The organism is Serratia sp. JSRIV002 (genome assembly GCF_019968725.1).
Taxonomy (GTDB): Bacteria; Pseudomonadota; Gammaproteobacteria; order Enterobacterales; family Enterobacteriaceae; genus Chania; species Chania fonticola_B.
This window is the reverse complement of record NZ_CP074143.1, coordinates 5,145,499-5,170,562: the sequence shown is the minus strand read 5'-3', so window position 1 is coordinate 5,170,562 and position 25,064 is coordinate 5,145,499. Positions and strand designations below refer to the sequence as shown.

The window sequence follows — 25,064 nt, the reverse complement described above, 5'->3', positions numbered from 1 at the left end:
ATGGTATCGGGTTAAATAAGATGCCAATATCTTGCTACTGATAAACAACGGTTATCGCAAATCGCCTATGCCAGCCTCGATAAAATTGCACCAGTTACGCGCCTTTGTGGAAGTCAGCCGCCAGGGCAGTATCCGCGCCGCCAGTCGTACCTGTAACCTTTCCCAGCCTGCGTTGACCAAGTCGATTCAGGAGTTGGAAGAGGTGCTCGGCGCCAAGCTGTTTGTCCGCCGCAGCAAAGGGGTGGTATTAACCGACTGCGGCGATAACTTTTTTCAGCATGCCAGCCTGATCCTCGAAGAGCTGCGGGTAGCGCAGGAAGATATTCAGCAGCGGTTGGGGCTAGCGGGCGGCTCGGTCAATATCGGCGTTGGTGGCAGCGTTGCTCGCACGGTAATGCCGAAAGTGATCACCCAGTTTCACCGCGAATATCCCAATGTGAAGGTGCGCATCGTGGAGGGGCAACTGGTCTCGATGATCCCGGAGCTACGCCAGGGGGAGTTGGATTTTACCATTAATACCTACTACCCCAGCAGCATGGACAATGAGTTGAGCTTTGAGCGGCTGATGGAAAGAGAATACAAGGTGGTGGTACGCAAAGGGCACCCTTGTGAGAACGCCCGCACGCTCAAAGAGCTGCAACATTGCGATTGGACTATGCCAACCCCTAATGGCAGCTACTACCGCCTGCTACATGAACTGTTTGGTGATATGGGGATGGCACCGGCGATCAGCGTCACCTGCGAAACCTTTATGGCCTGTACCAGCCTGGTGGCGCAGAGTGACTTTGTCAGCATTCTGTCGGTTGATGTGATTTCCGATCCTATCCTGGGCCGCCATCTGGTCGCGTTGGAATTGGACGAAGCCTTACCAAAAGCGACCTTTTACCTGATCCAACGCAAGGATACGACGCTCACGCCGATGGGCGCCTACCTGGCCCGCCTGTTCAGGCAGCATTGCCGGTAGCAGCTTCTCCGGGGGGCGTTAGCGGCGAATGCAGACGATCAGAGGATTAGTAAACCCTTTGATAATAATGGCATCTCTATCTAAATCCCTGATCTTTGAGTAAAACCCGATGCCAGGGGTTTGCGGTAACACTCTGTTTTGCCAAAGGTCTGCTGGCGTATTATCCGTAGGGTGGCTCTCTGTACGGGTAAAGACGATTTCGTTCACGTTTTCCAGCTCCGACGGGGCGACGGTAAAGTAGACGGTCCTTCTCAGGATATAGTCATGGCCCTTATTCTTGATTGAGCCGGAAAATTTCAAAATCCCGTCATAGGCCGACCTAAAAATGACGTCGACATGGGTGTTGACCTCAACTGCGTCAGCTTCATTGATTCTGAGGTGCGCGAACAGCTGAGCATCACAATGGAACGGCTTGCGGGACTGCACCTGATAAATATAAAAAAGGGTTGAACATAAACTAATAATCAACAGCAGGGCTACGACGATTTTTTTCATGTTATTACTCTACTGTTTTGTAATTTAGACAATTTTTATAGCTGGTTGCGTCAATTTTACTGCAGGCAGCGAGCAGCCGGACTCTGAAACGGTCGTTATTAGGGTGTGCTTCTGCATAAAAAACATCCAGATCTTCCCGCGAACAGTCTATGCCTTCCGCTGCTATCTCCTGGACGATTTTAGCCGTAAACTCTTTATTTGGCTTGTCGTCATTTAAGTTATAGATACTGCATTTTTCATGAGTCACCACGAAGTTCACGCTCTCTTTTTTGCTGTGTCTCAGCATGGTCGTGCCCGTTACCGTGGTCAGTAACAGTAAAAGAGCAAGTATGTAGATTATCATCTTGTGTTTTTTTAACGATAAATAGATAGATTGATGCTCTCCTTCCTCGGTCATTGTCGGTGGTAGGGTTTCTGAAGAGGTATTGGACTCCTCAGTGACAGGAACCCCGGTTACCGGTGCTTCTTCTGTTATTCCCTGCTCCGATTTTTGTATCGGATGGATTTCTGCATCCATTCTAAAACCGACGCGGGGAACGGTGGAAATGATATCCTTACTCACGCCGAGATTAGTGAAAGCTTTGCGTAACTCACTAATATGGTTGTTCAGGCTGGCATTCGACGGTGAAAAGCCATAGTCCGCCCAGACGTTTTTTAGCAGATCATCGCGAGCAAGGTTGACCCTATTGTTGTTAATCAACTCACTGAGTAATCGGGTTGCTGGCTTTGATAATTCAACAGATTGCTGAATGTCATTTTTAACCGTCAATATTCTATTGTCAGGATCAAAGATAATATTAAGGTTTATTATATATTTCATGGCGATAACCGAGCATCCTTGGTGTTAGTGTTGAACTGCGTCCAGTAATAAGAATAGTCTTAATGGCTTGACTGTGCGTAGGAATTTAGTGGTAACCCGCTACCGTAGTCAACCCTGATTTGAACTATTTTTTCAGCAATAATAACTAGTTGAATTCAAGACAGTATTACCTACTCGCTTATCGGTTTTTTTTTGCCCCAAACAGCATTAAATATATTAAAATCGATAATTTTAAGTCATTAAATCTAATTTTTATGTATTAAGTAGGTTATTTTGCTTGTTCGTTATCTGTTCATTAAGATTTATCGCAACGCCAAACCACTGGCAAAAGCGTTTAAAGAGTGTACGTAACGGTGAAATCGGTAACGAGCCAAATGCCACGAGTAAAGTGACGGTATCCTTCAATGGTAACGTAGCTGCCGTCGCAGGCCCTTGGATATTGCGGGCTAGCCTCGTCATTGAGGGTGCTAGCGGTCCCATTAAGCTGACTGAGCCAACCACCATCCAAAAGCTGCCAAAAGGCATAATCCCCTGAACTTCAGTGTCTATCTGCAGGGTGATGGTGCGTTTGTCACTGTTACCAAAGGTTAATTCAAGGCGGTTGCCAGCTTCACTTTAGCTGGCCAGTAATTAGCTACGTCATTATAGGAATAACCTATTTTAGGCATGCGGAGGTATCCGCACCCCTTGTTGGAGGGCAATAGCGTCAAGGATTATTTGCCATATAAACGAAACCCATATTATCGCGTGTTTTCTTGCCGATTCATAAGGAACTAAAATGACACCACATATTGTTATCACTATTCAGGATAGCAACCGTTATTTTGCTCTGGGCATTCAACATATTTTGCAGGACTATTTTCTAGCTAAAGGCTGTACATGGAGTTTTGTGCCGGTTGCGTCTGGGATCACGATCGACCTGATGGTTTGTGTCAACCCCTTTGGCTGGTCATCGCGGTTCAATGCTCGCCGGGAAAATCCGGTGAATCGACGGCTTGGGACGATTATCATAAATGATACGGCCGCTGAGAATGTAATACGTCAGCATGAGCCCGCACGATTAGGTCGCAAGGAACGGCCTGATGCCGTGGTGCGTTTGGTCGAGGAGATGTTTGAGCAGGCAAGTCAGTCGTCTTTGACAGACAATACGGTAAGTGTGTGTCGGCATTTGCATTTGACCCCGCGCGAGCGCGACGTTCTGCAAGGGATCTCACAGGAATTAACACCTGACGAGATCGCGAGTAAACTTTCGCTTAGCGTCAAGACCGTCAGCACCCATAAACTCACGGCGATGCGCAAGCTCGGTTTCAAGCGTAATGGCGAATTATATTACTGGCTGCGGCAAGGTGGCCTGTGGCAGGGAAATAGCCTGCAATAAACCAAATACAGGCGCTGGTATGGCAACCTCCGTAGCCAGCGGTTGGAGAGCGGAGCCTTTTGTTGAGCCCTATGGCACCAAGGTGATTATCGGGTTCGATAATTCCTAATTATGCCGACTTGTTTGCGCCGTATTGTTTTTTCTCAATGCTTACGACACTATCTCAGGCAAAATTCTCTCGGGATGAGAGTGACCACTGGAGATAAGTAAGAATAACGATGAAAAAACTTATAATAGCCGCGGTGGTCTCAACCATCGCTGGTACCAGCCAGTTCGCACTGGCCTCTTCCGATGAAACTGGCTGCCGCTGGAGCGATTATTGCGCAATGAGTGGTGTGCCCTACCTGGCCGCCGATAATGACACCCGCGTCAATCTGCTGATGCTGGCAGCGGGAATGCGCAATCTACCCGTAGCACTATCGTCGTTGCCGCAGGATATTAGCCGCAGCAGAGGATACACGTTTGGCGTGTTCCCTGGGGAAACCGCGCCTGCAACCGATCAGCCCACCGCTCCAGGCCAAACGGCACCACAGGACGATCCTCTTGATGCGCTAGCATTAAGCCTGGGCATTAAACCGTCGGGGTTAACCGGTTTTTCAGCCGAATATGAAGGCCGCTGGATCTCTAATAATCCGCTGTCACTCAGCCAATTTTTCCAGACCCTGCTGGCAGACCAACAGCTAGATCATGCCGAACGCGATTTACTGGCGTTGCGCCGGGCCAAAATTTATCGGGGTGAAGCGCAGCCGGAGCAATTTTTACCGTTGATGGCAAACTATGCCGCAGGTTCCCATGCGGCGGCGTTCAGAGATTATCTCACCAGTGCGGAACAATTTTATCAGGGGCAGTTTACCGATGCGGATACCGGTTTCCAACGGCTTAAAGAGTCAGATCAGCCATGGGTAGCAGAAACCGCCGCTTATATGCTGTTCCGCGTGGCCTTGAACCAGATCACTGAAAATGCCACGGATCAGTACGGCATGTTCGATCCGCAGCGGGCCGATAAAGAGGCGGGCGCCCTGGCATTGCAACGTGCGCAGGCCTATCTGGCCGCTTATCCCAAAGGCGAATATGTGGCTTCCGTGCAGGGACTGCAGCGCCGGGTGAATTGGTATCTGTCCGACTGGCCGCGTTTGGCACAGCTGTATGAAAGCGAGATCACCGCCGCCACCGATATCAATACGCTTGGCGCGATGATTGATGAAGGGGACCAAATTCTGCTGAGCCGCAACATTCCTTATGACAGTGCAGAGCCACCTTTTGTCAGCAGTGCCGATGCCCCGTTGTTGACCTTCACCCAAACCATGAAGTGGCTGCGCAAATACAATCTCGATAACCCGTCGATGCCGAAAGTGACCGATGAGATGCTGCAGGGGTACAAACCGATGTTTGTTGCCGCCAATCAGTTGCCGCTCTGGGAATATATGCATAATGCCTGGCTGTTCTATCAGCAAAAGGATTATGCCGCGGTCACCAAGGCGATCCAGCCAGCGGCACAGCTGGCAGCAAACGATCTCATCGCGTTCAGCCAGCAACTCCTTTACGGCGATGCCCTGGTGATGCAGGAAAACTGGCAGGGTGCAGAAGCCCATTGGCGTCATCTGCTTGGTATGAAACTTGCCCCTTATCAGCAACAGTATCTGCAACTGATGTTGGCCACCGCCTTGGTGCAGGAAAATAAAACCGCGGCTATTTTTGCCCCAGACAGCCCAATCAATAACCTGCGTTACCGCTCAGTGGTGCTCAAAAGCCTGGCCAATAAAGCGTTGCTGCAACAGCAGGCCGCTGGCGCGCCTAACGATGAAGAAAAGACCATCGCACTGCATACGCTGTTGTTCAAGGATTTGATGGTGGGCGACTATCAGGGGTTTATTGACGACAGCCAACTGAAAAAACACATCAAACAGACGCCTGAGCCGCAGGTATTTGGTGATGTCGCACTCAGCGTTTTCGATTGGGATGGCAGCCGGACCGAACCTGGCTATTTCTGTTCATCTTTAGACGCTAACGTTGCCGTGTTGGCGAAGAACAAGAGCGATCCACATGCCATGAACTGCGTGGCTGAGTTCTTGCGTACCACCTTTGCCGATATCAGCACCGAAGCGGAAATGGGGGGCAATGAACAGTTGGATGACTTGGCTGGGGCCGAACTGAGTAAAGATAAAGCGCATGGCAGATTAAAATATTATCAGCAAGTGATCGCCGATCCCAAGGCCGAACCGGAAGATAAAACCTATGCGCTGTACCGGGCGGTGATGTGTTTCTCTCCTTCCGGCTACAACAGCTGCGATCGGCAGGAGATCTCGCAAAAAACTCGCCAACGCTGGTTTAACCTGTTGAAGAGCCAGTATAAAGGTAACCAATGGGAACAAAAGCTCAAATACTATTGGTGATGCGTTTTTTGCTGCTGCTGTGGTTGCCGATCTTTGCAACCGCCGCAGCGGCGGATAACGCAGCTGGCCGATATGTGAATGCGCATGATTACCGCGCATTCTGGCTTTGGTCCGGCGTTTGGCCGCAGCCTGCGTTGCAGCAGGCCGATCTGCTCTATCTCCATCAGGGTGAAATCGTGAACGGCCGCCAGGGCGCTCGTTTTCTGAAGTTGGGGTTGCCGTTGAGCAAGCTCCAGGCACCCGCCATCTGGATCACCGTACGTGTCGCAACCCTGGATATGTCTGACGAGGTATTGGCCTCGGCGGTGCGCATGCCTGCCCGTTGGGCTGCGGCAGGCAATCGGGTGGTAGGGCTACAGATCGACTTTGATGCGGCAACCTATCAACTGGATAAGTACTCGGAGTTTCTCGACAAGCTGCGCGGTCGGTTACCCAAAGAATATGCTTTGGGAGTGACTGGCCTGCTCGATTGGGCAAAGACCGGCAACGTCAGCCAGTTGAATGCGTTGCCAATCGATGAGTTAGTGATCCAAACCTATCAGGGGCGGCGCACGGTCACGGAATATGAACGCTATCTCCCCGCGCTGCTTAAGCTGCAAATTCCCTTCAAAATCGGTCTGGTGCAGCAGGGTGACTGGAACTCCGAGTGGCAACGGCGGCTGGCCACATCGCCTTATTATCGCGGTGAGGTGGTTTTTTTGTTGAATACCATTAGGAAAACGTCCTTAGGAGATAACAATGATTAACTTTACGGCCAGTCAGGCCAAAACCCAGTTTAAACAAATGATGGCTACAGCCCAGCGTGAACCAGTTTGTATCACCCAAAACGGTAAACCCTCCGTAGTGGTCATGCCTGTTGAGGACTACAATGCGTTTGCAGAGTTTAAGCTACAAAACCTGTGCGCCAAGCTTGAGCACTCTATTAATCAAGCCAAACTAGGACGGTTACATGATGGGGAGTTGGTATTTGACGAACTGATAAACGATATATGATGGGTTAGTAGCCTACTTCAATCGACCATTATATGTGAGGCGCTGCATGCCGTACCCATCCAAATCCCGTTCCAGCCTTTAACCCCACCACTAAACACTGACTAAACAGCCGGGGATTTTACCCGTGTTTAGTAATGCCATGGCGCTGGGCTTGATAGCTTTCACAAAAGCATCACGCAACTGCGGCACGGCCAGTAAAGTCGCTTGATTGAGTGATATCTCCGCTATAAATTGATCTGCATCGTTTCACTAAAACGATACAGATAATGCCAGGTCACATATTTAATATGTTGATTATACAGTTATTTAATGGCATTCCGTGCGTAAGTTAACCAATTAACGTTAGCACCGGAGGGGGAGCGAAAACATGGCCAACATTCGTGATGTCGCGCATCTCGCCGGTGTTTCCGTGAGCAGCGTTTCCAACGTGTTAAATGGGCGCAGCAATCAAATGCGCCCGGAAACCCGACTGCGTATCGAACAGGTGATGCGCGAATTGAACTATCAGCCCAACAGAGTGGCGCAGCAGTTGAAAACCGGGCATGCCCGGATGATCGGTCTGCTGGTTCCCTCGATCGTCAATCCCAGCTTTTCTGCCCTGGCTCGCGAGGTTGACCTGGCGGCTAAAGAACACCGCTATCGGGTGTTGTTGGGCAACACCTATCGGCAAGAAGATGAAGAGCGCACCTTTATCGAAGATATGTTCGCCCATGGGGTGCGCGGCATTATCGTTGCGGCGAGTGATATTCGTAAGACCCATTTTGCGCAGGCTGCCGAAATGGGAATGATGATCGTCAACTACGATAACCGCATGGCGGGGAGCTTCACCGCTGATGCCCGGTTATTCGACAGCGTCTCAATGGACAACGTAGAGGCCGGGCGATTGGCTGCTCAACACCTGATCGAACGCGGTTGCCGCAATATCGTCTTTGCCACCGAGGCCAGCCTGACCATGAGCCGCAGCCATAAGATTGAAGGATTTCTCACCGTGGTGCGTAATCATCGGCTGCCCGCTCAGCAACGGGTAATAGAAGGCAAAGCTAGCGGAGAGTATGGCGATACCGAGATGGCCGAACTGGGTTTTACCCTGGCCGCTCAGGTACTTGCTCTTTCTCCGCGCCCAGATGGCGTAGTGGCTATCAACGATGCTCTGGGGATCGGCCTGCTGGCAGGGCTGCGGGAGGCTGGAGTGGCGGTGCCTGGTGAGATATCGGTAGTGGGTATCGACAATATTCCGCTCTCGGGGCTGGTGTGGCCAGCGCTGACCTCCGTCATGCCACCGCTTGCCGAGATGGCTCAGGTGATGGTCGAGCGCTTATTGCAACGCGTAGGGGATCCTACATTAGTCCCTGAAGAGTTTATTTTCCCGCCGACGTTAGTCAGCCGCCAGTCGGTAATAACCATTACGCCATAACGCGAATAGCGTAACGAGAACGATTAAATAGCATTACTTATTATCAGGTAAATATACCTGTATCCATCAGGCATGCCTGTAGCAGATTATTATTCCGATTAACAACATTGGAAGTATTCTATTATGCAAAAAAGAACGTCTCAGGAAATTGAACGCAGTGCCATCAGGAAAATGACGCTGAATATTGTCCCATTAATGATCTTATTATACTTTCTGGCTTTTTTGGATCGTAATAATATGGCCTATGCGGCAATTGCTCTGGAAGATAGCCTGGGGTTAACCGCCTCGGCCTTTGGCTTTGCCTCTGGGATATTCTTTATCGGCTATTTTATGTTTGAGATCCCCAGTAATGCGGGAACCATCAAGTTCGGCCCACGTATCTGGTTTGCCAGGATCCTTATCACCTGGGGGATATTTGCCGTGCTGATGGGGTTTGTCCGCACGCCGATGGAGCTGTATATCTGTAGGTTTATGCTGGGAGTCTGTGAGGCGGGATTTTTCCCCTCGGTCGTCTATTACTTCACGGTATTTTTCCCGGAGAAGTACCGTACCAAGATCCTCGGCATGTTTATCATCGTACAGCCGTTGTCGAACGCTATTGGCTCACCGATTTCCGGGCTGATCCTTAACATCGAACATGGCTGGTTTGGCCTGGAACCCTGGCAGTGGCTGTTTATCCTCGAAGGTGTTCCGCCGGTGATTATTGGCCTGCTTATTCCTTTTATTATCAATAACTCACCGAAGGATGTGGGCTATCTCGATGTGGAAGAGAAAGCCTGGCTAATGGACAATGCCACCCGCAGCAAATCGGGTTCCAAGGTCAAGCTGTCTGATTTCGTGCAGGGGATAAAAAATAAAAAGTATCTGTTATACGCCATGTTGAATTTTGGCATGGTGTGTGGGATCTACGGCTTCGGGATGTGGCTGCCCTCCATCATCACAGCTATCTCCGGGGATGATATTTTCCACGTGAGCCTGATTGCCTTTATTCCCTACGGATTGGCCGCCTTGCTGGTTTATCCGTGGAGCCTGTGGGCCAGTAAAAGCAAAAAAATCGGCGTGTTTGCCGGCATCAGCATGATTGTCGCCGCCTTTGGCCTGATAGGTGCCGTGGTATTCTTTAACTACAACGTATTTGTCGCGCTGATGTTCCTGAGCGTTGCTGCGATAGGTATCTATACCTCGGTTCCTTCATTCCTTTCCATGCCCGCCAATATTTCAACCGGGGCGGCGGCAGCGGCCGGACTTGCGGTGGTGAGCTGTATCGGCAATATCGGAGGTTTTGTCGCGCCTTACGTGGTCGGGTTATTAAAGGACGTCACTAACAGTAATACTCCGGGGCTGGTTTTCCTGTCGCTGTGTTTGTTGGTTACCGGATTGATCTGCATTTTTTACTGCGCCAAACAGCGTGAAGGCGTTATTCGCTCATAACTGGTTTTATCTACAAATAATCGAGAGGCAATAAAATGGGAAATCTAACGGGTAAGAAAGTGTTTATTACCGGGGCCGAGCAGGGGATTGGCAAAGCTACCGCAGAGCAGTTGATTAACGCCGGGTGCGACATCTACATCCACTATTTCAGCGGTGAAGAGGGGCCAAAGGAACTGGCTGACTTAGCCCATTCGCGCGGTCAACGCGCCGCCTATGGTTATGCAGATTTAACCGATACCGCAGATACCCAGCGATGCGTCTCTGCCGCCTCCGAGTTTTTGGGGGGGATAGACATACTGATCAATAACGTGGGCGGCATTATCGCCCGTAAATGGTTAGGCGAGATCGACCGTCAATTCTGGCAGACGGTGATTGATGTCAATATGACGACCATGCTGAACGTCACGCAAAGCGCGCTACCTTACTTAAAAAGCGCCAAGGACGGAGCCAGCATCGTCAATCTGGCCTCACTGGCTGGTCGTTCCGGCGGGCATTCTGGTTCACTGGTTTACTCCATGGCCAAAGGGGCGGTATTAACCTGGACCCGCTCCCTGGCGGCGGAACTGGGAGAACATGGAATCAGGGTCAACGCCGTAGCGCCGGGGCTTATTCTTGGCACTCGCTTCCATAACCTGCATACCAGTAAAGAATCTGCCGATGAAACCATCCACGGCATTCCCCTTGGCCGCGCGGGGAGCCCGGAGGACGTTGCTCGGGTGATTAAATTCCTCGCCTCGGAATATGACGGCTTCGTCTCTGGCGCCACCATTGATATTAACGGCGGCATTTACCGTATGTGAGCCTACCCAGCCGCTGATAAACCGCATCAGATTCATTACATAGGGGCGCTGCACATGCTGCGCCCACCTGTCTTCCCTACTGGAAAGCACTATGATCAAGGCCGACATTATTCATCCGCAACTGTTGTGCGCCCTGGCGCTGTGCGGGCATAAAACCCAGATCCTCATCGCCGATGGTAACTATTCGTTCGTCACCAACTCGTCGAAAGAGGCCACCATTGTCTATCTGAACCTGGCCCCAGGAATGATCGCCAGCAGCGTGATATTAGATAAAGTGCTCAAGCACATTAACGTGGAACACGCCTCAATGATGGCCTGGCCGCAGGACTTCACTAACACCATCGCTACCGAATATCAGCAACTGCTGCCTGACGGTTGCCCCATCGATTACCTCAACCGCGAGGCTTTCTATCATGCGGCAAAATCACAGGAGACATTACTGGTGATCGCTAGCGGTGAGATGCGGCGCTTTGCCAACCTGCTGCTGACGGTGGCACCGGTTTCTCTGGCTGATTGAATGCGGGTTATCTTTGCGGGAGGGGCCTCTGTTGGCTACTGACAGAAACTGTCAACAGTGCAGGTTACTCTTGGTTTTTGTGGGTAGGAAAATCCTGAAAATTGCCCCTGATACTGACAAGGACACTCCGATGATACGTGCTATTACCCTCCTGACTGAAAACTTTTCCGATTGGGAAACCGCGTTGATCAATTCGACGGGGCGTGGGTACTACGGTTTTGACTGCCGTTTTGCCACTCCTGGCGCAGCCCAGGTCATCTCTTCAGGTGGCATGCTGGTTACCCCCCATCTGGCAATAGAAGCCATTCAGCCTGATGAAGTCGATCTGCTGATTGTCTGCGGGGGCACTATCTGGCAAACCGCACAGGCACCGGATATCACCGCCTTGGTTGCTGCGGCTTATCAAAGTCACGCTATCGTCGCGGGGATTTGCGATGGCACTCGCGTTTTAGCGCAGGCGGGCGTGCTTGATGAGGTACGCCATACTTCCAATTCGGCAGAAAACCTGTTGAGCCTGAACTATGGCGGTGCGCAACACTATCAGGATGTGCCTTATGCCATCGCCGATCGCCGCGTTATCACGGCACCAGGTACCGCACCGGTCAGCTTTATGGCCGCAATCTTGCGTACTCTGGGTTTGGGGGATGAAAACCTCAATGCCTATCTTGCGATGCATGCTGCGGAGCACCGCAAGCCAGGCTAGTCCACTGTTATAAATAGCCTCCGAGACCCCCCTCACGTTGAGACCGGCTCTCTCTGGACGAGGGGGTCTGGTTGTTTGCGCGTAGACAAGGCTGCATAAGGGCGGTCTTTTCTCTGCCGTACCACTAACTGTGCCGGAGAAATGAGACTGGTTTCTGCGGGCACCTTTGGTTGCAGTGGCAAACGTGGCAGATTGATTGACGACCGTTCGTTCAGATAGTGTCCTCCCCCCTGCAGCAGCCATTGATACAGCTCCTGATTGCATCTGAAATTGAGCTTGCGCATGGCGTTCTGCTTATGGGCATTGGCGGTTTTATTGCTGATTTGCAAATAGTTGCCGGTATCCTGCCCGTTCATTCCCATGTGTATACAGCGCAATACCTCCTCTTCCCGCGATGTCAACGGAGACATACAGGTGCAATCGTGGCTTGATGCTGTTGGCGAGGCGAAGGGCGAAAACAGCACGCTATCCAATCGCTCGTATAATGAGGATAACGGCTGGTGGCGGTACAGCGCCCTGGTATGGCATTGTTCGCAATGCACTCTTGGCTTGAGCTGGTTTTTGTTGCGCCCCTGCTCAGTGATAAAGAATACCATCGGATGATTTTTCCGCTGATGCAAGCGGTAATGCCATGGGTAACTAGTGACCAGATCGCCCAGGAAAATGATGTCGATATCGCTGCCAACCTGTGTTTCCTCAAGCAGACGGATGTCCTGCTGATGGGCCTGAAAATAGGCTTGCAGCCCCAAGCCCAGACCATAGGTAAAATAACGGTCAGCATCGATTATCATGATGGACAGAGGTTGTTTCATGGCATGAGTTCCTTTCAACCGGCGTGTCTGCCTTACGTGAAACACCATGGCAGACACGGGATAGATAAATGTCAGTAGAAAAAAATCAAACACAAGTCAGAAGGGGGAGGCGTATTTAGCCTTCCGCCGCAACGGGCTGCGCTTCCCTTTTTTCATGATGTTTAGGTGATGGCGAGGGTTCAGCAATATACCAGCGTAAACTGTTATTGACAGCGCCAGAGGTAACATAAGCTTTTTTGTTTTCAACTAATCGCAGCAGATAGTAACGAGCAAGGTATATTGTTGTCTCGGAGTATTCTGCGATTTCCCGTGTCTTGGGCCATTGAACCTGCGGGGGAACGCCTGTGTGATGAATGTCGCGCTTGCAAAGGGTTTGTAGGGCAATAAAAACATTATTTAGCTGCTTTTCCCTTTCTTTATTGGTGCGATAAGACATGTCACTACCTCCTTTTAATGCGTCTTGATGGGTGCTATTCGGAATGGAATAATCCTATGCTGCTGTCTTTTGTTGCTAACTTTTCTAGGTGATCACAGGGGAATACTGTCAGAATCATAACCCCCATTTCTTCCTTATGAGGCGTCAGTTTACCATTCTAAGCTATCATGGACTATTGTTTCGTGAAAACCAAATTTACGATCAATGAGTTCGCAAATATCGCGTTTTGCAGCATAAAATACTAAGTAATTCGTTTTTGCGACCGTAGTCGTCGCAATAAGAATATTCTTGCATATAAATAAGGTTTTTATGGCGAAATTGCTCTGTTTGGAAAACAACACTTTCAAAAATTATAGGTATTTGCAATAATTTTTTGGCGACAGGAGATGAGGTTGTCCGATGGAGAAGGTGTGAGAATTGTCTTATCATAAATACCTGGATCAATGAAAAAATTGGTGCGTGGCTGCTTTATGGTTGAAGTTCTATCTATTCAGGGCTGTCGCATAAAGTTGTATTTTAATAATTCGCTTTATTCATCGGATGAAGCGCCGGGAGAGCCTTGTCTTTTCTGGTGATATGCCCCTTCGCAAATAAAGGGGAAGGAAAGGGATGCCTTCTTTTATACCAAATGAAAGGATGCTGCCGGGTATATCCATTACCGCCAAATAAAACAGCGTTGTTCTGATAGGCACCGTTTTAATTGTGTCGGGGTAGGTATGTCTGGATTTCTCGTTAAATTAACGTTTTAAGGATAAAGAAAACATGAAACTGACTAACATTGCGCTGGCTACGGTTCTGTCTCTGGGTATGGTCTCTCTGGCAAATGCTGATGCGGGTTCGGGCAAGGTAAATTTCGAAGGTAAAATCATTGATGCACCTTGCTCTATCGCTCCAGAAAGTATTGACCAGACCAAGAGCTTTGGCCAGGTGGCTAATGTGGAGCTGGTGAATGGTGGTAAATCTACTAACGTGGTGAACTTTGATATCAAACTGCAAGGTTGCGATATCTCTAGCAAGAACAAAGTACAGGTCACCTTCGCTGGTCCAAATGGCGGCGCAACTGGCACCACCAACACTCTGCTGGCCATCACTGGCGCGGCAAAAGGTGCAAGCATCGCGATGTTTGATGGTTCTAACCAACCGATCACCCTGGGTACTGCAACTACCGTGCAGAACCTGATTGCGGGTAACAACACTCTGAGCTTCACCGCCTTCCTACAGGGGCATGCCGGTACTACGTTGACCGATATCGTAGAAGGTGACTTCACCTCTACCACCAACTTTACCATGGCATACAACTAATAGTGGATGTTACTGCATGCGGTTTCCGCATGCAGTTTTTGCTGTCCTTGCTGATTACGGGAGCCAGGGATGTCGGTGAATAGTTTTACGGCTACCTCGTTGTTTTTACTGGTGGGAGCTGTCACGGCGCTGCCGGTTTGGGGGGAAGGAAGCCAACTCAGCATGAACGGGGCGATAGTGGCTACCGCCTGCGATATTGACACCACCAGCCGAGACCAGACCGTTGATATGGGCACGCTGCCCTTTGATCGGATTATTAATGACAGTCAGGCATTGTCGCGGCCATTCAGTATCCGGCTGGTGAACTGCACGCTTAAGCACAGCAACAATAATATTCTGGGCAAGCAGCACTTTCGCGTCACGTTTGACGGTCGCAATGAAGATGGGCGTTTCGGCGTAGAGGGGCAGGCACGCGGCGTAGCGCTGGTGCTGAACGATGCGTTGGGGAATGAGGCCGTTCCAGGTAAGGCGTTGCCGCCGCAGACGCCGGTGTTGCAGGGCAAAGAAATGCTGCTGCATTACACCGCACGTATGGTCGCCAACAACCAGCCGTTGCAGACGGGCACCTATAGCGCTCAGGTGCGCTACCAGCTGGAATATCACTGAGCTGCAGGCTGACATGATAACGGATAGTCAGCACGCCTAGACAGATTTACTTCTCCGGCAGGGCATTCCCTTTAATAACAACCATAACGCCCGGGAAAGTTTTAACGCATAAAGGTCAATGGATGATGAGCACCCCACTTGTAGGAGTACAGGTTCCGCGCACCCGCTTGTTGCCGCTGTTGATTGCGCTGGCACTGGTGAATGGCCAGGTTTCTGCCGCTAAACCCATCGAATTCAATACCGACGTGCTCGACGTTCAGGAGCGCGGCAATATCGATTTGGGACGTTTTTCCCGCAGTGGTTACGTGATGCCGGGTGAATACAGCCTGCTGATTAACGTCAACCAGCAAGAACTGCCTGAACAGACGATCCCATTTTATCCCACGGACAAAGATCCAAACGTGACCGAAGCCTGTTTGTCTGCCGCTCTGGTGGAACAAATGGGGCTGAAAGAGGAATTTACCCGCGATCTGGCCTGGTGGCACAACGGGCAATGCTTGGTGATCGGTAGCCTCGAGGGGATGACGGCGCGCCCCGAGCTGGGCAGCAACACACTCTATCTCAGCGTTCCGCAGGCTTACCTGGAATACAGCTCTCCCGATTGGGATCCTCCCGCACGTTGGGATAACGGTATTCCCGGGCTGCTGCTGGATTACAACCTCAATGCTCAGAGTCAACGTCAGGATCAAAACGACGGTGTCGAGAAAGGCTATAACCTGAGCGGCAACGGGGTGGTGGGCGCCAATGCGGGAAGCTGGCGGCTGCGTGCCAGTTGGCAGACGCAAATTGACCATCAAACCGGCTCTGGGCAGTCCAGCCAGCGCAACTTTGAGTGGACACAGTATACCGCCTATCGGGCGATCGCGCGGCTCCGTGCCAAATTGACGGTGGGTGAAGACTTCCTCAACTCCGACATTTTCGACAGCTTCCGCTACACCGGGCTAAGCCTGGTAAGCGACGACGCGATGCTGCCACCGAACCTGCGCGGCTATGCGCCAGAGGTGAGTGGCGTGGCACGCACCAACGCCCGTGTGGTGGTCAGCCAGCAGGGGCGAGTGTTGTATGAATCTCTGGTGCCCGCTGGCCCGTTCCGTATTCAGGATCTGAGCAACGCGGTATCGGGACTGATGGACGTGCGGATCGAAGAGCAGGACGGAAGCGTCCAGGCGTTCACTATCAGCACGGCGAGCATCCCTTATCTGACCCGCCCGGGAATGGTGCGCTACAAGCTGGCGAGCGGGCGGCCAACAGACTGGCGGCACCGTACGCAAGGGCCGCTATTCGGTAGCGGTGAATTCTCTTGGGGCGTCAGCAATGGTTGGTCACTGTTCGGCGGTGGCGTGGTGGCCGGTGACGAGTACAACGCGTTGGCGGTGGGGATTGGCCGCGACCTGATGGCGTTTGGTGCACTGTCGTTTGACGTGACTCAGTCGCGGGCGAGTTTGCCGCAGGGGGACACGCTAAGCGGGGGATCCTATCGTCTGCGCTATTCGAAGAACTTTGACCAGATTGGTGGCCAGGTGACCTTTGCCGGCTATCGTTTCTCGGAACGTAACTTTATGTCGATGGGGGAATTCCTGGAGGTACGTAACCTCGGAACCCGCAGCCAGAGCGGCAAAGAGATGTACACGGTGTCCTACAGCCAGCAATTCCGCGAGATAGGGCTGACGGCCAACCTGAACTATGACCATCAGACCTATTGGGATCGGGACGCCAACGATCGCTACAGCCTGTCGCTGATGCGCTACATGGATATTGGCCGCTTCAAGAACCTCAGCCTGTCGATGACTGGCTACCGTAACCAGTACAACGGGCAGAATGACGACGGGGTGTTCCTGTCACTGTCGCTGCCTTGGGGTAACAGCGGTTCGATGAGCTACAGCGGCACGCTGGATCGCAATGACAACACCCACCGGGTCAGCTATTCAGACCGGGTCGGGGATCGTGGCAGCTATCAGGTGAGCACCGGCTTTACTCGCAAAGGGCCATTGGCCAGTGGTTTCTATAGTCACGAGGCGGATTGGGCGCAGATTAACGCCACCGCCAGTGCTCAATCCGGGAGCTACAGCACGGTGGGGTTGGCATTGCAGGGCGGGGTAACGGCAACTGCAGAAGGTGCAGCAATGCATAGGGTCGCTATTCCGGGCGGCACCCGTTTGCTGGTCGACACCGATGGTGTAGCCAATATCCCGATCCGTAACTACGGTGCCCCAGTGCGCACCAACCGCTACGGCAAAGCCGTGGTGGCTGACATGAACAGCTATTACCGCAACCGGGTGAATATAGATTTGGATAAGTTGCCGGATAACGCCGAAGCGATGAAGTCGGTGGTGCAGGCCACGCTGACGGAAGGCGCGATAGGCTATCGCCGGTTTGACGTGATAGCGGGTGAGAAGGCCATGGCGGTGATCCGTCTGGCAGATGGCACGATGCCGCCGTTTGGGGCAACGGTGCAGAACCTGAAAAAACGCGATGTGGGGATCGTCAGCGACGCCGGCAGCGTATACCTGAGTGGTATTGAGCGCGGTGAAACGATGACGGTTCACTGGGATGAACAGGCGCAGTGTGAACTGACATTACCGGCGGTATTGCCAGCGAACGGCATGGCTGAGCTCTTGCTGCCTTGCCGGGCGATAACCGCGAAAAAAGACACCACAGACCTGGCCGCAATACAGAAAAAGGCTGAGACAATACAATGAGATACGAAATGACGAAAACCAATACGGGGATGGCGCTGGTCGCCGCAACCTTACTGTGCGCGCTGACCACGCAGGCCCAGGCGGCGATCGCGCTAGATCGTACCCGGATCATCTTTCCTGGCGGCGATAAGTCGGTGAGCCTGAACGTCAACAATGACAACCCGCAATTGCCCTATCTGGCTCAGGGCTGGATAGAGGATACCAAGGGCAACAAGGTGACCAGCCCGTTAACGGTACTGCCGCCGGTACAGCGCATCGAACCGGGTGCCAAGAGCCAGGTGAAGGTACAGGCGTTACCGGTGTTGAGCCAACTGCCACAGGATCGGGAAACGCTGTTCTACTTCAACCTGCGTGAAATCCCGCCGAAGAGTGACAAGGCTAACACCTTGCAACTGGCGTTGCAGACGCGCATCAAACTGTTCTATCGGCCAAAAGCGCTGGTGAAAACGGTCACCGAGATGGCGACGCCGTGGCAGGACCAACTGACGTTGACCAAGCAGGGCGACAAGTATGTGGTGAACAACCCGACGCCGTACTACGTGACGCTGGTGGATGCGGGCAGCAGAAAGGGCGTCAGCGCAACGGGTTTTGAGCCGCTGATGCTGGAGCCGAAAAGTAGTGCTCCTTTAGGTATTAGCGCGTCGGTATTAGGGGGATCGCCAGTGCTGACCTACGTCAATGATTATGGCGGCCGCCCAGTGCTGACGTTCCGTTGCGGCGGATCGGACTGTCAGGTGGAACCGGCGAAGAAGAGTTAATTGAAACCGGTCGTGCCAGGTTACAGGGAGAGGGCGCGGGGTCAGGTCTGCAAGGAGAGAACGTATGCAACAATATTATCCTGTTCCTGGCAAACATCGCCGGGGGAGCATGAGATCGAGGGCCTCAGGCTATTGCCTTGCCGGGGTGCTATTCAGTGCCTTGCTGACCACTGTTCCGGTCAGCGCAATGCCGGTGAATATCAGGGGAACCGTTATACTGCCACCGCCCTGTACGATTAATAATAATCAAACCATTTGGGTGGACTTTGGCGATGAGGTGATGACCACCCGGATTGATGGCGTCAACTATAAGCAGACTATTGCCTATAGCCTGAGTTGTGACATCCAGAAATCCAACGATCTCAAAATGAGGATTCAAGGCGGCACGGCGGGCTTTGGGACCGGATTATTGAGCACCAATAAAGGTGATTTGGGTATCGCTTTGTACTATGGGACGCAACGGTTGAATATCAATACCTGGTTTAACTACACCTATCCCAATCAACCGGTGCTGTATGCGGTGCCGGTCAAGCGTAGCGGGGCCACCTTGACGGGGGGCGAGTTTACCGCCTCCGCCACGTTATTAATTGATTACCAGTAAGGGAGCACAAGACATGCGAATTCTACTGTTATCCCTACTGACCGCGGGTATAAGTGGTTTGTTATCTACCGCATTTGCCGCAGGGGGCGATATGAGGTTTCGAGGAACGCTGCTCGAACCACCGCCTTGTAGCATTAATAGCGGTAATAATATCATCGTTGATTTTGGCCTTAAGGTGGGTGTCAAAAAAGTGGATGGCGTTAACTATATGCAGAACATTAATTATGATCTGGTTTGTGAGCCAAATACCCATGGTTGGGCGTTAAAATTGAAGCTTACGGGGAACCCCGTTTCTTTTGATAACGCCGCGGTGCGAACCAATATTAACGGGCTGGGGATTAAAATCCTGCGTGACGGTCAACCCTTTGTTATTGGCAGTGAAATAACCATCACGCCGACCAGTAAACCCCAGCTTAAAGCCGTACCGGTGCAGCAGGTGGGCATAACCCTAACGGAAGGCGCGTTTGAAGCAATGGCAACGCTGCAGGCTGATTATCAATAACAGGGAGATATATCATGCGATTTTCGGCACTGTTACTATCCCTGACTGTAGGGTTTGGCGGTTTATCCAGCGTATCACTGGCGGTTGATAACGTACGCTTTAGAGGCGCTTTGGTGGCTGACCCTTGCACATTGCGAGTCACGGATGAGAATATCAATATCGATTTTGGTTCCATCGTTGAGAAATACCTTTATATCAACACCCGTACGCTAGGGGTGCCGTTGGTATTACATCTCGATGATTGCGATCTTAGCCTGGGAAATATGGTGAAGCTGACCTTTTCCGGTACGGAAAATAGCAGATTGAACGGTCTGTTGGCGATATCCGGGGCGAGCCAGACCAGCGGTATTGGCATAGGTATTGAAACGCAGCAGGGAAATAAGGTCGCGATCAATACCGGTCGCTATAATCAAGGGCTGATCGCGGGCAATAATACCATTAGCCTGCGGACCTATGTGCAGGGTGAACCCGATGCGATTAGCCAAAAAACCATTAACCCTGGCGACTTTACCGCCAGCGCGACGTTTTTATTGGAATACGAGTAGCCCGTAATACGGCTTACCCTGAAATCGATGGCGCGACTAATGAGTCCGCGGTAGATAAGGGATGATCACAGGGGTAGTTATGCAAGCCATTAAAGCGATACTTTTTGCTGTCACGTTGCTGACAACATATAGCGCCAATAGCGCGATTTATTCTTATATTACCCGTAGTGAGGGGACACCCGAGAACGCCAAATATTGGTGGACTATTGAATACTGGGATACCGTTGATGCCACACCAAATCCGTGTTACGGGTGGGGGCAATGTACGGTATTTATTGGCCACCGGCACAGTGATGCTGGAGAGGCCGGTCCTGGTGTTTCAGATGGTGGCGAATACCTTGACGGTATCCAGAATTTGCGCACGGTAGGCGACGTAGGGGCGGCTTTTCAGCGTAAGTATTCGCTACCACGCAGTGGAACTCAGAATCACGTTGGCCCAGCGGTGACGCAGGAATGTGTAGGGATGTACTATAAAACGACAGCTGGAACCTCCAGTGCCGGTGGCAGCACCATGATGCCCAGCAGCCTATGCGGGATTGTACCGCCGCCGGTGGGTAAATGTGAATTTACTGAAACCAGCGTTGAACTGACCCACGGCCAGGTTCAATTGAGGGACATTGAAGGACATCAAGCCCGGCAGACTGGTTATGTCCGTTGCACGCAAGAAATGGACGTGATGGTTTACCTTGCAGGGTCGGCCGGAAACGGTATGGTCAATCTCAGAAGCGACGGTAGCCTGCAAACCCGCTTGACGATTGATGGAGTGAGTGGCTCAACCGGGGTCAGGATACATGCTTTGGCGTCGACCAAGATGCCGCTGGAGTTCGTCTCTACGCTGACTAAGGTGGGAGCCGTGGAAGCCGGTGATTTCTTCGGATCGGCCACCGCAATACTGACTATGCCTTAGTGACTGATATCGGGCGCGGCATGCGGCTGCTTCAACCGCATGCTGCGCCTGTTTAATCCGATCATCAGGTTTTTCTCACCGTAAGCTCCAGCGCCACGTCAATTGGCGTCATATTTTTAACCGACTGTGCTTCTATGACCTGGATCTTCTGCAGGTCAAAAATCTCCTTTTTTGTCTCTCAATCAAGAGCGGGTGCCGGATAATTTGAAAAACGGGATTCAGCTCACTCTTATTCACCCTGTAAAGGGGCTTTCATCTCAACTCAAATGCTTGGTTGAGGTCTGCATCGCGTTGGCATCAATGGTGCCAATAGATAACCCTATTAATAATTATCCTGAATACATCAATTGATAACCAATCATATTGTCTTATGTTTAAGTAAGATGCTTCTTGTTTTGTTTTAAGTAATAACTTAGATATTAAGAATATACGACTGTGAATACAGGATTATTTGCCTGTTTGAGAGAAAATTCCATTTGAACTATCAGAAAGATTAATCAATAATGGTTGCCATTCAAAATTTCAATCAGTTCTATTATCACTCATGTCAATTTAAACGTATCGGCCCACTACCGGTTCGGCACACGATAGGGGGATCAGCGGCTTTGCTATCGGTCCTGCGCCATTGTGTTTTGATAAAAGCCATTCCCGAAGGGGGGGTAAATGGTTTTATTTATAGCTTAAGCATTATAAAACAGAGGTAAGTTATAAGTAATATCAATAATAGGCTCGCTGCACATATTGGCCTTGCTGGAGGGGTATGTATTCACGTGATGGTTTATTTCGATGGCGGCTTTGCGGCTAGAAATTGGCAGGAATAGACGAAATAGTTAGGGAAAAATATCCATATGTTAAAAGGACGAACAAAACGTAAGCTGCTAGGGGGAGGCGCTTTAGTGGCGATTGCCATAGTGGCTTATTGGCATTTCAGCCAACCGCTACCTGCGGAGTTTAAAACGGTTAAGGTTACCCAGCGTGATTTTCAACAGAACGTTTTGGCGACCGGCCAACTGGATGCGGTACGCAAGGTTGATGTGGGAGCTCAGGTCAGCGGACAGCTAGAGAGCCTGAAGGTCGAGATTGGCGATAAGGTGCAAAAAGGCCAACTGCTCGGCGTGATCGATCCCCAACAGGCACGAAACAGCATTCGTGAAGGCGAGGCCACGCTACAGCAACTGCAAGCCCAACTGCAACAGGCACAGGCGGAGCAGCAACTGGCAGAGGTCACCTTGCAGCGTAACCGCGAACTGGCCAAGGTGCAGGCGGTATCGCGCCAGGATCTGGATAAATTGACCACCGAGCTGGCGGTGAAAAAGGCGCAGGTGGCAAACACCCGGGCGCAGATCGCCAAGAATCAGGCCAGCCTGGATACCGCCAAGATCAATCTGGCCTATACCCGCATTGAAGCGCCGATGGACGGTGATGTGGTGCAGATCACCACCTTTCAGGGCCAAACGGTGATTGCCGCGCAGCAGGCACCCAATATTCTGACGCTGGCAGATATGAGCACCATGCTGGTGAAGGCCCAGGTTTCCGAGGCGGACGTCATCCACCTCAAGCCGGGGCTGAAAGCCTGGTTTACCGTGCTGGGCGATCCGAACAAACGCTTTGAGGGCGTGCTGAAAGACATCCAACCTACCCCAGAGAAGGTCAATAACGCTATTTTCTATTACGCGCGTTTCGAAGTGCCAAATCCGCAGGGATTGCTGCGCCTGCAAATGACCGCGCAGGTGCATATCCAACTGGCTGGCGCCAGCGATGCGCTGGTTATTCCGCTGGTAGCGTTAGGGGAGCAGATCGCCGATAACCGTTACCAAGTGGCGGTGCTGCAACAGGGCCAGAAACAGCTGCGGGAGGTAACGATCGGCATGCGTAACAACCTGGATGTGCAAATTGTCAGTGGATTGACAGCCGGTGAAGAGGTGATTGTCAGCCTCGGCGGCGTGGAGGACAGCTGATGGCCGCACTGTTGGAACTGAGTGATATCCGGCGTAGTTATCAATCCGGCGATCAGACCCTGGAGGTATTGAAAAGCGTCAGCCTGCGGATAGAGGCCGGTGAGATGGTGGCGATCATCGGGGCTTCAGGCTCCGGTAAATCGACGCTGATGAACATTCTCGGCTGTCTGGACAAACCCAACAGCGGCATTTACCGCGTGGCCGGGCAGGACGTGGCCACGCTAAATGGCGATGCATTAGCCCAACTGCGGCGCGAGCATTTCGGCTTTATCTTCCAGCGTTATCATCTGCTGCCACATCTGAGTGCGGCGCATAACGTGGAGGTGCCTGCCGTTTACGCTGGGATGAATAACTCGGCACGGCATGCCAGGGCGGCGGCCTTGCTGCAACGCCTTGGGTTAGGGGAACGAATTGCCTATCGGCCAAGCCAGCTGTCCGGTGGGCAGCAGCAGCGTGTCAGCATTGCGCGGGCATTAATGAACGGTGGCCAGGTGATCCTGGCGGATGAGCCAACCGGTGCGCTCGATAGCCACTCGGGTAAAGAGGTAATGACGATCCTCAAGCAGCTATGCGAGCAGGGGCATACCGTGATCATCGTTACCCACGATCCGGCGGTAGCGCAGCAGGCCGAGCGGATTATCGAAATCCACGATGGCGAAATCATTGGTGATTCTCGGCCACAGGGGCAGGGCAAGGCACAGGCCAAATCGTTGGAACTGGCCACGCCAGCCCCGTCCTGGCAGCAGATGGCCGACCGTTTCCGGGAGGCGTTGTCGATGGCCTGGTGGGCGATGGCGGCCAACAAGATGCGCACCTTGTTGACCATGCTGGGGATCGTCATCGGCATTGCCTCGGTGATCTCGATCCTGGTGATAGGCGATGCAGTCCAACAGCAGGTATTGGCCGAGATCAAATCCATCGGTACCAACACCGTGGACGTCTATCCCGGTAAGGATTTTGGTGACGATGATCCAACCCTCCGCCAGGCGTTGAAATATGACGATCTGAGCGCATTGCATGCACAACCTTATATCAGCGCGCTTTCTCCCATGACTCGCAGCAGCATGCGTCTGCGCTTTGGCAATATCGATGTGGCGGCTAATGTGGCGGGCGTCAGCGAGCAGTTTTTCCGGGTGTACGGTATGGAGTTTTCTCAGGGGGCGGCAATTGATGTCCGGCAGGTAGAGTCCCAGACGCAGACGGTGGTGATCGATACCAACACCCAGCGCCGTCTGTTCCCGCAACAAAAAAACGTGCTGGGTGAGGTGATCCTGATAGGCAATATGCCTGCGACCGTGGTGGGGGTGGCGAAGGAAAAGCAAACCATGTTTGGCAGCAGCAAGATGCTCAGCGTCTGGGTGCCTTATACCACGATGGCCAATCGCCTGATGGGCAACGACTACTTCGATTCGATCACCGTGCGTATCCGCGATGGCTATAACAGCCAGGAGGCGGAACAGCAACTGACGCGTCTGTTGACGCTGCGCCACGGCAAGAAAGACTTCTTTACCTACAACATGGATAGCCTGGTGCAAACGGCGGAGAAAACCACCCGTACGCTGCAACTGTTCCTGATCCTGGTGGCGGTGATTTCGTTGGTGGTGGGTGGGATTGGCGTGATGAATATCATGCTGGTCTCGGTCACCGAAAGAACGCGTGAAATCGGCATCCGCATGGCCGTAGGCGCTCGTTCCGGCGACGTCCTGCAACAGTTCCTGATTGAGTCGGTGCTGGTCTGCCTGGTGGGGGGGATTTTAGGGATCGCGCTGTCGTTCACCATCGGCTTACTGGTGCAGTTGGCGATGCCGGGCTGGCAGATCAACTTCCCGCCGGTGGCTCTGCTGAGTGCGTTCCTGTGTTCCACCGGTATTGGTGTCGTGTTCGGTTATCTGCCTGCGCGCAGCGCTGCGCGGCTCGATCCCATTGACGCATTGGCACGGGAATAATCAGCCAAACCCTAATTTCACCCTGATCCGCGAGCACTGCCGAACCCTCGGCACAATAACGTTCAGGTGATACCTATTGCTGTG

At 52.0% G+C, this 25,064-nt stretch carries 24 protein-coding genes; 20 read left to right on the top strand and 4 right to left on the bottom strand.

Translation table 11 applies throughout. The annotated features are described in order from the left end of the window. Nucleotides 1–67: 67 nt before the first annotated feature. Nucleotides 68–964, top strand: coding sequence for a LysR family transcriptional regulator (locus KGP26_RS24245; RefSeq protein ID WP_021806828.1), 897 nt, complete (start codon nucleotides 68–70; stop codon nucleotides 962–964). 18 nt (nucleotides 965–982) lie between these two features. Here the strand turns inward: KGP26_RS24245 and KGP26_RS24240 are convergent, their stop codons facing one another. Next, complete coding sequence (locus KGP26_RS24240) at nucleotides 983–1,459, bottom strand: hypothetical protein (protein WP_037376198.1); 477 nt, start codon at nucleotides 1,457–1,459, stop codon at nucleotides 983–985. Between the two features lie 4 nt (nucleotides 1,460–1,463). Continuing rightward, a complete protein-coding gene (locus tag KGP26_RS24235; protein ID WP_021806827.1) occupies nucleotides 1,464–2,279 on the bottom strand; it encodes a winged helix-turn-helix domain-containing protein in 816 nt (271 codons plus the stop codon). A gap of 778 nt (nucleotides 2,280–3,057) precedes the next feature. Here KGP26_RS24235 and KGP26_RS24230 point away from each other — a divergent pair. From KGP26_RS24230 to KGP26_RS24190, 9 genes are all read left to right on the top strand, one after another. Continuing rightward, nucleotides 3,058–3,657 (top strand): LuxR C-terminal-related transcriptional regulator, encoded by a 600-nt coding sequence (locus KGP26_RS24230; RefSeq protein WP_021806826.1) that lies wholly within the window; start codon nucleotides 3,058–3,060, stop codon nucleotides 3,655–3,657. A gap of 218 nt (nucleotides 3,658–3,875) precedes the next feature. After that, entirely contained in the window at nucleotides 3,876–6,050 is a 2,175-nt protein-coding gene (locus KGP26_RS24225; protein ID WP_223664676.1) for a hypothetical protein, read from the top strand. Then, complete coding sequence (locus KGP26_RS24220; protein WP_223500393.1) at nucleotides 6,020–6,796, top strand: DUF3142 domain-containing protein; 777 nt, start codon at nucleotides 6,020–6,022, stop codon at nucleotides 6,794–6,796. Before KGP26_RS24225 ends, KGP26_RS24220 begins: the two co-directional genes overlap by 31 nt. Then, the gene (locus KGP26_RS24215; protein WP_071682075.1) at nucleotides 6,789–7,043 is read left to right on the top strand and encodes a type II toxin-antitoxin system Phd/YefM family antitoxin; all 255 of its coding nucleotides are present in this window, start codon (nucleotides 6,789–6,791) and stop codon (nucleotides 7,041–7,043) included. The genes KGP26_RS24220 and KGP26_RS24215 overlap by 8 nt, the downstream gene beginning before the upstream one ends. Before the next feature lie 367 nt (nucleotides 7,044–7,410). Beyond that, complete coding sequence (locus KGP26_RS24210) at nucleotides 7,411–8,457, top strand: LacI family DNA-binding transcriptional regulator (RefSeq protein WP_021806804.1); 1,047 nt, start codon at nucleotides 7,411–7,413, stop codon at nucleotides 8,455–8,457. 123 nt (nucleotides 8,458–8,580) lie between these two features. Then, complete coding sequence (locus tag KGP26_RS24205; RefSeq protein WP_223664675.1) at nucleotides 8,581–9,888, top strand: MFS transporter; 1,308 nt, start codon at nucleotides 8,581–8,583, stop codon at nucleotides 9,886–9,888. A gap of 35 nt (nucleotides 9,889–9,923) precedes the next feature. After that, nucleotides 9,924–10,688 carry an SDR family NAD(P)-dependent oxidoreductase gene (locus KGP26_RS24200; RefSeq protein ID WP_223664674.1) on the top strand — a complete coding sequence of 255 codons (765 nt, stop codon included), beginning with the start codon at nucleotides 9,924–9,926 and terminating at the stop codon, nucleotides 10,686–10,688. 91 nt (nucleotides 10,689–10,779) lie between these two features. Then, complete coding sequence (locus KGP26_RS24195; protein ID WP_021806801.1) at nucleotides 10,780–11,205, top strand: RbsD/FucU domain-containing protein; 426 nt, start codon at nucleotides 10,780–10,782, stop codon at nucleotides 11,203–11,205. 130 nt (nucleotides 11,206–11,335) lie between these two features. Continuing rightward, the gene (locus KGP26_RS24190) at nucleotides 11,336–11,908 is read left to right on the top strand and encodes a type 1 glutamine amidotransferase family protein (protein ID WP_098929790.1); all 573 of its coding nucleotides are present in this window, start codon (nucleotides 11,336–11,338) and stop codon (nucleotides 11,906–11,908) included. 32 nt (nucleotides 11,909–11,940) lie between these two features. Here KGP26_RS24190 and KGP26_RS24185 read toward each other — a convergent pair whose 3' ends face one another. Further along, on the bottom strand, nucleotides 11,941–12,720 hold the full coding sequence (locus KGP26_RS24185) for a helix-turn-helix transcriptional regulator (RefSeq protein WP_223664673.1): 780 nt from the start codon (nucleotides 12,718–12,720) through the stop codon (nucleotides 11,941–11,943). Between the two features lie 115 nt (nucleotides 12,721–12,835). Then, nucleotides 12,836–13,156: a FaeA/PapI family transcriptional regulator gene (locus KGP26_RS24180; protein WP_024529112.1), complete on the bottom strand. Its 321-nt coding sequence runs from the start codon at nucleotides 13,154–13,156 to the stop codon at nucleotides 12,836–12,838. 762 nt (nucleotides 13,157–13,918) lie between these two features. Between KGP26_RS24180 and KGP26_RS24175 the strand changes: the two genes are divergently transcribed. From KGP26_RS24175 to macB, 10 genes are all read left to right on the top strand, one after another. Next, nucleotides 13,919–14,458 (top strand): fimbrial protein, encoded by a 540-nt coding sequence (locus KGP26_RS24175; protein WP_021179563.1) that lies wholly within the window; start codon nucleotides 13,919–13,921, stop codon nucleotides 14,456–14,458. Nucleotides 14,459–14,527: 69 nt separating this feature from the next. After that, nucleotides 14,528–15,064: a fimbrial protein gene (locus KGP26_RS24170; protein WP_021179564.1), complete on the top strand. Its 537-nt coding sequence runs from the start codon at nucleotides 14,528–14,530 to the stop codon at nucleotides 15,062–15,064. A gap of 122 nt (nucleotides 15,065–15,186) precedes the next feature. Next, nucleotides 15,187–17,763: an outer membrane usher protein gene (locus KGP26_RS24165; protein ID WP_371822647.1), complete on the top strand. Its 2,577-nt coding sequence runs from the start codon at nucleotides 15,187–15,189 to the stop codon at nucleotides 17,761–17,763. Nucleotides 17,764–17,771: 8 nt separating this feature from the next. After that, a complete protein-coding gene (locus KGP26_RS24160; RefSeq protein ID WP_021179566.1) occupies nucleotides 17,772–18,521 on the top strand; it encodes a fimbria/pilus periplasmic chaperone in 750 nt (249 codons plus the stop codon). Between the two features lie 64 nt (nucleotides 18,522–18,585). Then, on the top strand, nucleotides 18,586–19,122 hold the full coding sequence (locus KGP26_RS24155) for a fimbrial protein (protein WP_223500389.1): 537 nt from the start codon (nucleotides 18,586–18,588) through the stop codon (nucleotides 19,120–19,122). A 13-nt stretch (nucleotides 19,123–19,135) separates the two neighbouring features. Next, complete coding sequence (locus KGP26_RS24150; RefSeq protein ID WP_021806797.1) at nucleotides 19,136–19,624, top strand: fimbrial protein; 489 nt, start codon at nucleotides 19,136–19,138, stop codon at nucleotides 19,622–19,624. 14 nt (nucleotides 19,625–19,638) lie between these two features. Then, nucleotides 19,639–20,169 (top strand): fimbrial protein, encoded by a 531-nt coding sequence (locus KGP26_RS24145; protein WP_209522841.1) that lies wholly within the window; start codon nucleotides 19,639–19,641, stop codon nucleotides 20,167–20,169. A 79-nt stretch (nucleotides 20,170–20,248) separates the two neighbouring features. Continuing rightward, complete coding sequence (locus KGP26_RS24140; protein WP_179248393.1) at nucleotides 20,249–21,076, top strand: adhesin; 828 nt, start codon at nucleotides 20,249–20,251, stop codon at nucleotides 21,074–21,076. A gap of 848 nt (nucleotides 21,077–21,924) precedes the next feature. Beyond that, nucleotides 21,925–23,034, top strand: coding sequence for a macrolide transporter subunit MacA (gene macA, locus KGP26_RS24135; protein ID WP_223500384.1), 1,110 nt, complete (start codon nucleotides 21,925–21,927; stop codon nucleotides 23,032–23,034). Beyond that, nucleotides 23,034–24,980, top strand: a complete 1,947-nt coding sequence (macB, locus tag KGP26_RS24130) for a macrolide ABC transporter ATP-binding protein/permease MacB (protein WP_021806787.1) — start codon at nucleotides 23,034–23,036, stop codon at nucleotides 24,978–24,980. The genes macA and macB overlap by 1 nt, the downstream gene beginning before the upstream one ends. Nucleotides 24,981–25,064: the final 84 nt, after the last annotated feature.

What these genes read in the sequence shown, in the direction of transcription:
- KGP26_RS24165 (WP_371822647.1), top strand. Translation starts at nt 15,187, where the DNA reads ATGATGAGCACCCCACTTGTAGGAGTACAGGTTCCGCGCACCCGCTTG.
- KGP26_RS24150 (WP_021806797.1), top strand. Translation starts at nt 19,136, where the DNA reads ATGCGAATTCTACTGTTATCCCTACTGACCGCGGGTATAAGTGGTTTG.
- KGP26_RS24155 (WP_223500389.1), top strand. Translation starts at nt 18,586, where the DNA reads ATGCAACAATATTATCCTGTTCCTGGCAAACATCGCCGGGGGAGCATG.
- KGP26_RS24175 (WP_021179563.1), top strand. Translation starts at nt 13,919, where the DNA reads ATGAAACTGACTAACATTGCGCTGGCTACGGTTCTGTCTCTGGGTATG.
- KGP26_RS24245 (WP_021806828.1), top strand. Translation starts at nt 68, where the DNA reads ATGCCAGCCTCGATAAAATTGCACCAGTTACGCGCCTTTGTGGAAGTC.
- KGP26_RS24190 (WP_098929790.1), top strand. Translation starts at nt 11,336, where the DNA reads ATGATACGTGCTATTACCCTCCTGACTGAAAACTTTTCCGATTGGGAA.
- KGP26_RS24230 (WP_021806826.1), top strand. Translation starts at nt 3,058, where the DNA reads ATGACACCACATATTGTTATCACTATTCAGGATAGCAACCGTTATTTT.
- KGP26_RS24180 (WP_024529112.1), bottom strand. Translation starts at nt 13,156, where the DNA reads ATGTCTTATCGCACCAATAAAGAAAGGGAAAAGCAGCTAAATAATGTT.
- KGP26_RS24210 (WP_021806804.1), top strand. Translation starts at nt 7,411, where the DNA reads ATGGCCAACATTCGTGATGTCGCGCATCTCGCCGGTGTTTCCGTGAGC.
- macB (WP_021806787.1), top strand. Translation starts at nt 23,034, where the DNA reads ATGGCCGCACTGTTGGAACTGAGTGATATCCGGCGTAGTTATCAATCC.
- KGP26_RS24160 (WP_021179566.1), top strand. Translation starts at nt 17,772, where the DNA reads ATGACGAAAACCAATACGGGGATGGCGCTGGTCGCCGCAACCTTACTG.
- KGP26_RS24195 (WP_021806801.1), top strand. Translation starts at nt 10,780, where the DNA reads ATGATCAAGGCCGACATTATTCATCCGCAACTGTTGTGCGCCCTGGCG.
- KGP26_RS24170 (WP_021179564.1), top strand. Translation starts at nt 14,528, where the DNA reads ATGTCGGTGAATAGTTTTACGGCTACCTCGTTGTTTTTACTGGTGGGA.
- KGP26_RS24225 (WP_223664676.1), top strand. Translation starts at nt 3,876, where the DNA reads ATGAAAAAACTTATAATAGCCGCGGTGGTCTCAACCATCGCTGGTACC.
- KGP26_RS24235 (WP_021806827.1), bottom strand. Translation starts at nt 2,279, where the DNA reads ATGAAATATATAATAAACCTTAATATTATCTTTGATCCTGACAATAGA.
- KGP26_RS24205 (WP_223664675.1), top strand. Translation starts at nt 8,581, where the DNA reads ATGCAAAAAAGAACGTCTCAGGAAATTGAACGCAGTGCCATCAGGAAA.
- KGP26_RS24185 (WP_223664673.1), bottom strand. Translation starts at nt 12,720, where the DNA reads ATGAAACAACCTCTGTCCATCATGATAATCGATGCTGACCGTTATTTT.
- KGP26_RS24215 (WP_071682075.1), top strand. Translation starts at nt 6,789, where the DNA reads ATGATTAACTTTACGGCCAGTCAGGCCAAAACCCAGTTTAAACAAATG.
- KGP26_RS24220 (WP_223500393.1), top strand. Translation starts at nt 6,020, where the DNA reads ATGGGAACAAAAGCTCAAATACTATTGGTGATGCGTTTTTTGCTGCTG.
- KGP26_RS24145 (WP_209522841.1), top strand. Translation starts at nt 19,639, where the DNA reads ATGCGATTTTCGGCACTGTTACTATCCCTGACTGTAGGGTTTGGCGGT.
- KGP26_RS24240 (WP_037376198.1), bottom strand. Translation starts at nt 1,459, where the DNA reads ATGAAAAAAATCGTCGTAGCCCTGCTGTTGATTATTAGTTTATGTTCA.
- KGP26_RS24200 (WP_223664674.1), top strand. Translation starts at nt 9,924, where the DNA reads ATGGGAAATCTAACGGGTAAGAAAGTGTTTATTACCGGGGCCGAGCAG.
- macA (WP_223500384.1), top strand. Translation starts at nt 21,925, where the DNA reads ATGTTAAAAGGACGAACAAAACGTAAGCTGCTAGGGGGAGGCGCTTTA.
- KGP26_RS24140 (WP_179248393.1), top strand. Translation starts at nt 20,249, where the DNA reads ATGCAAGCCATTAAAGCGATACTTTTTGCTGTCACGTTGCTGACAACA.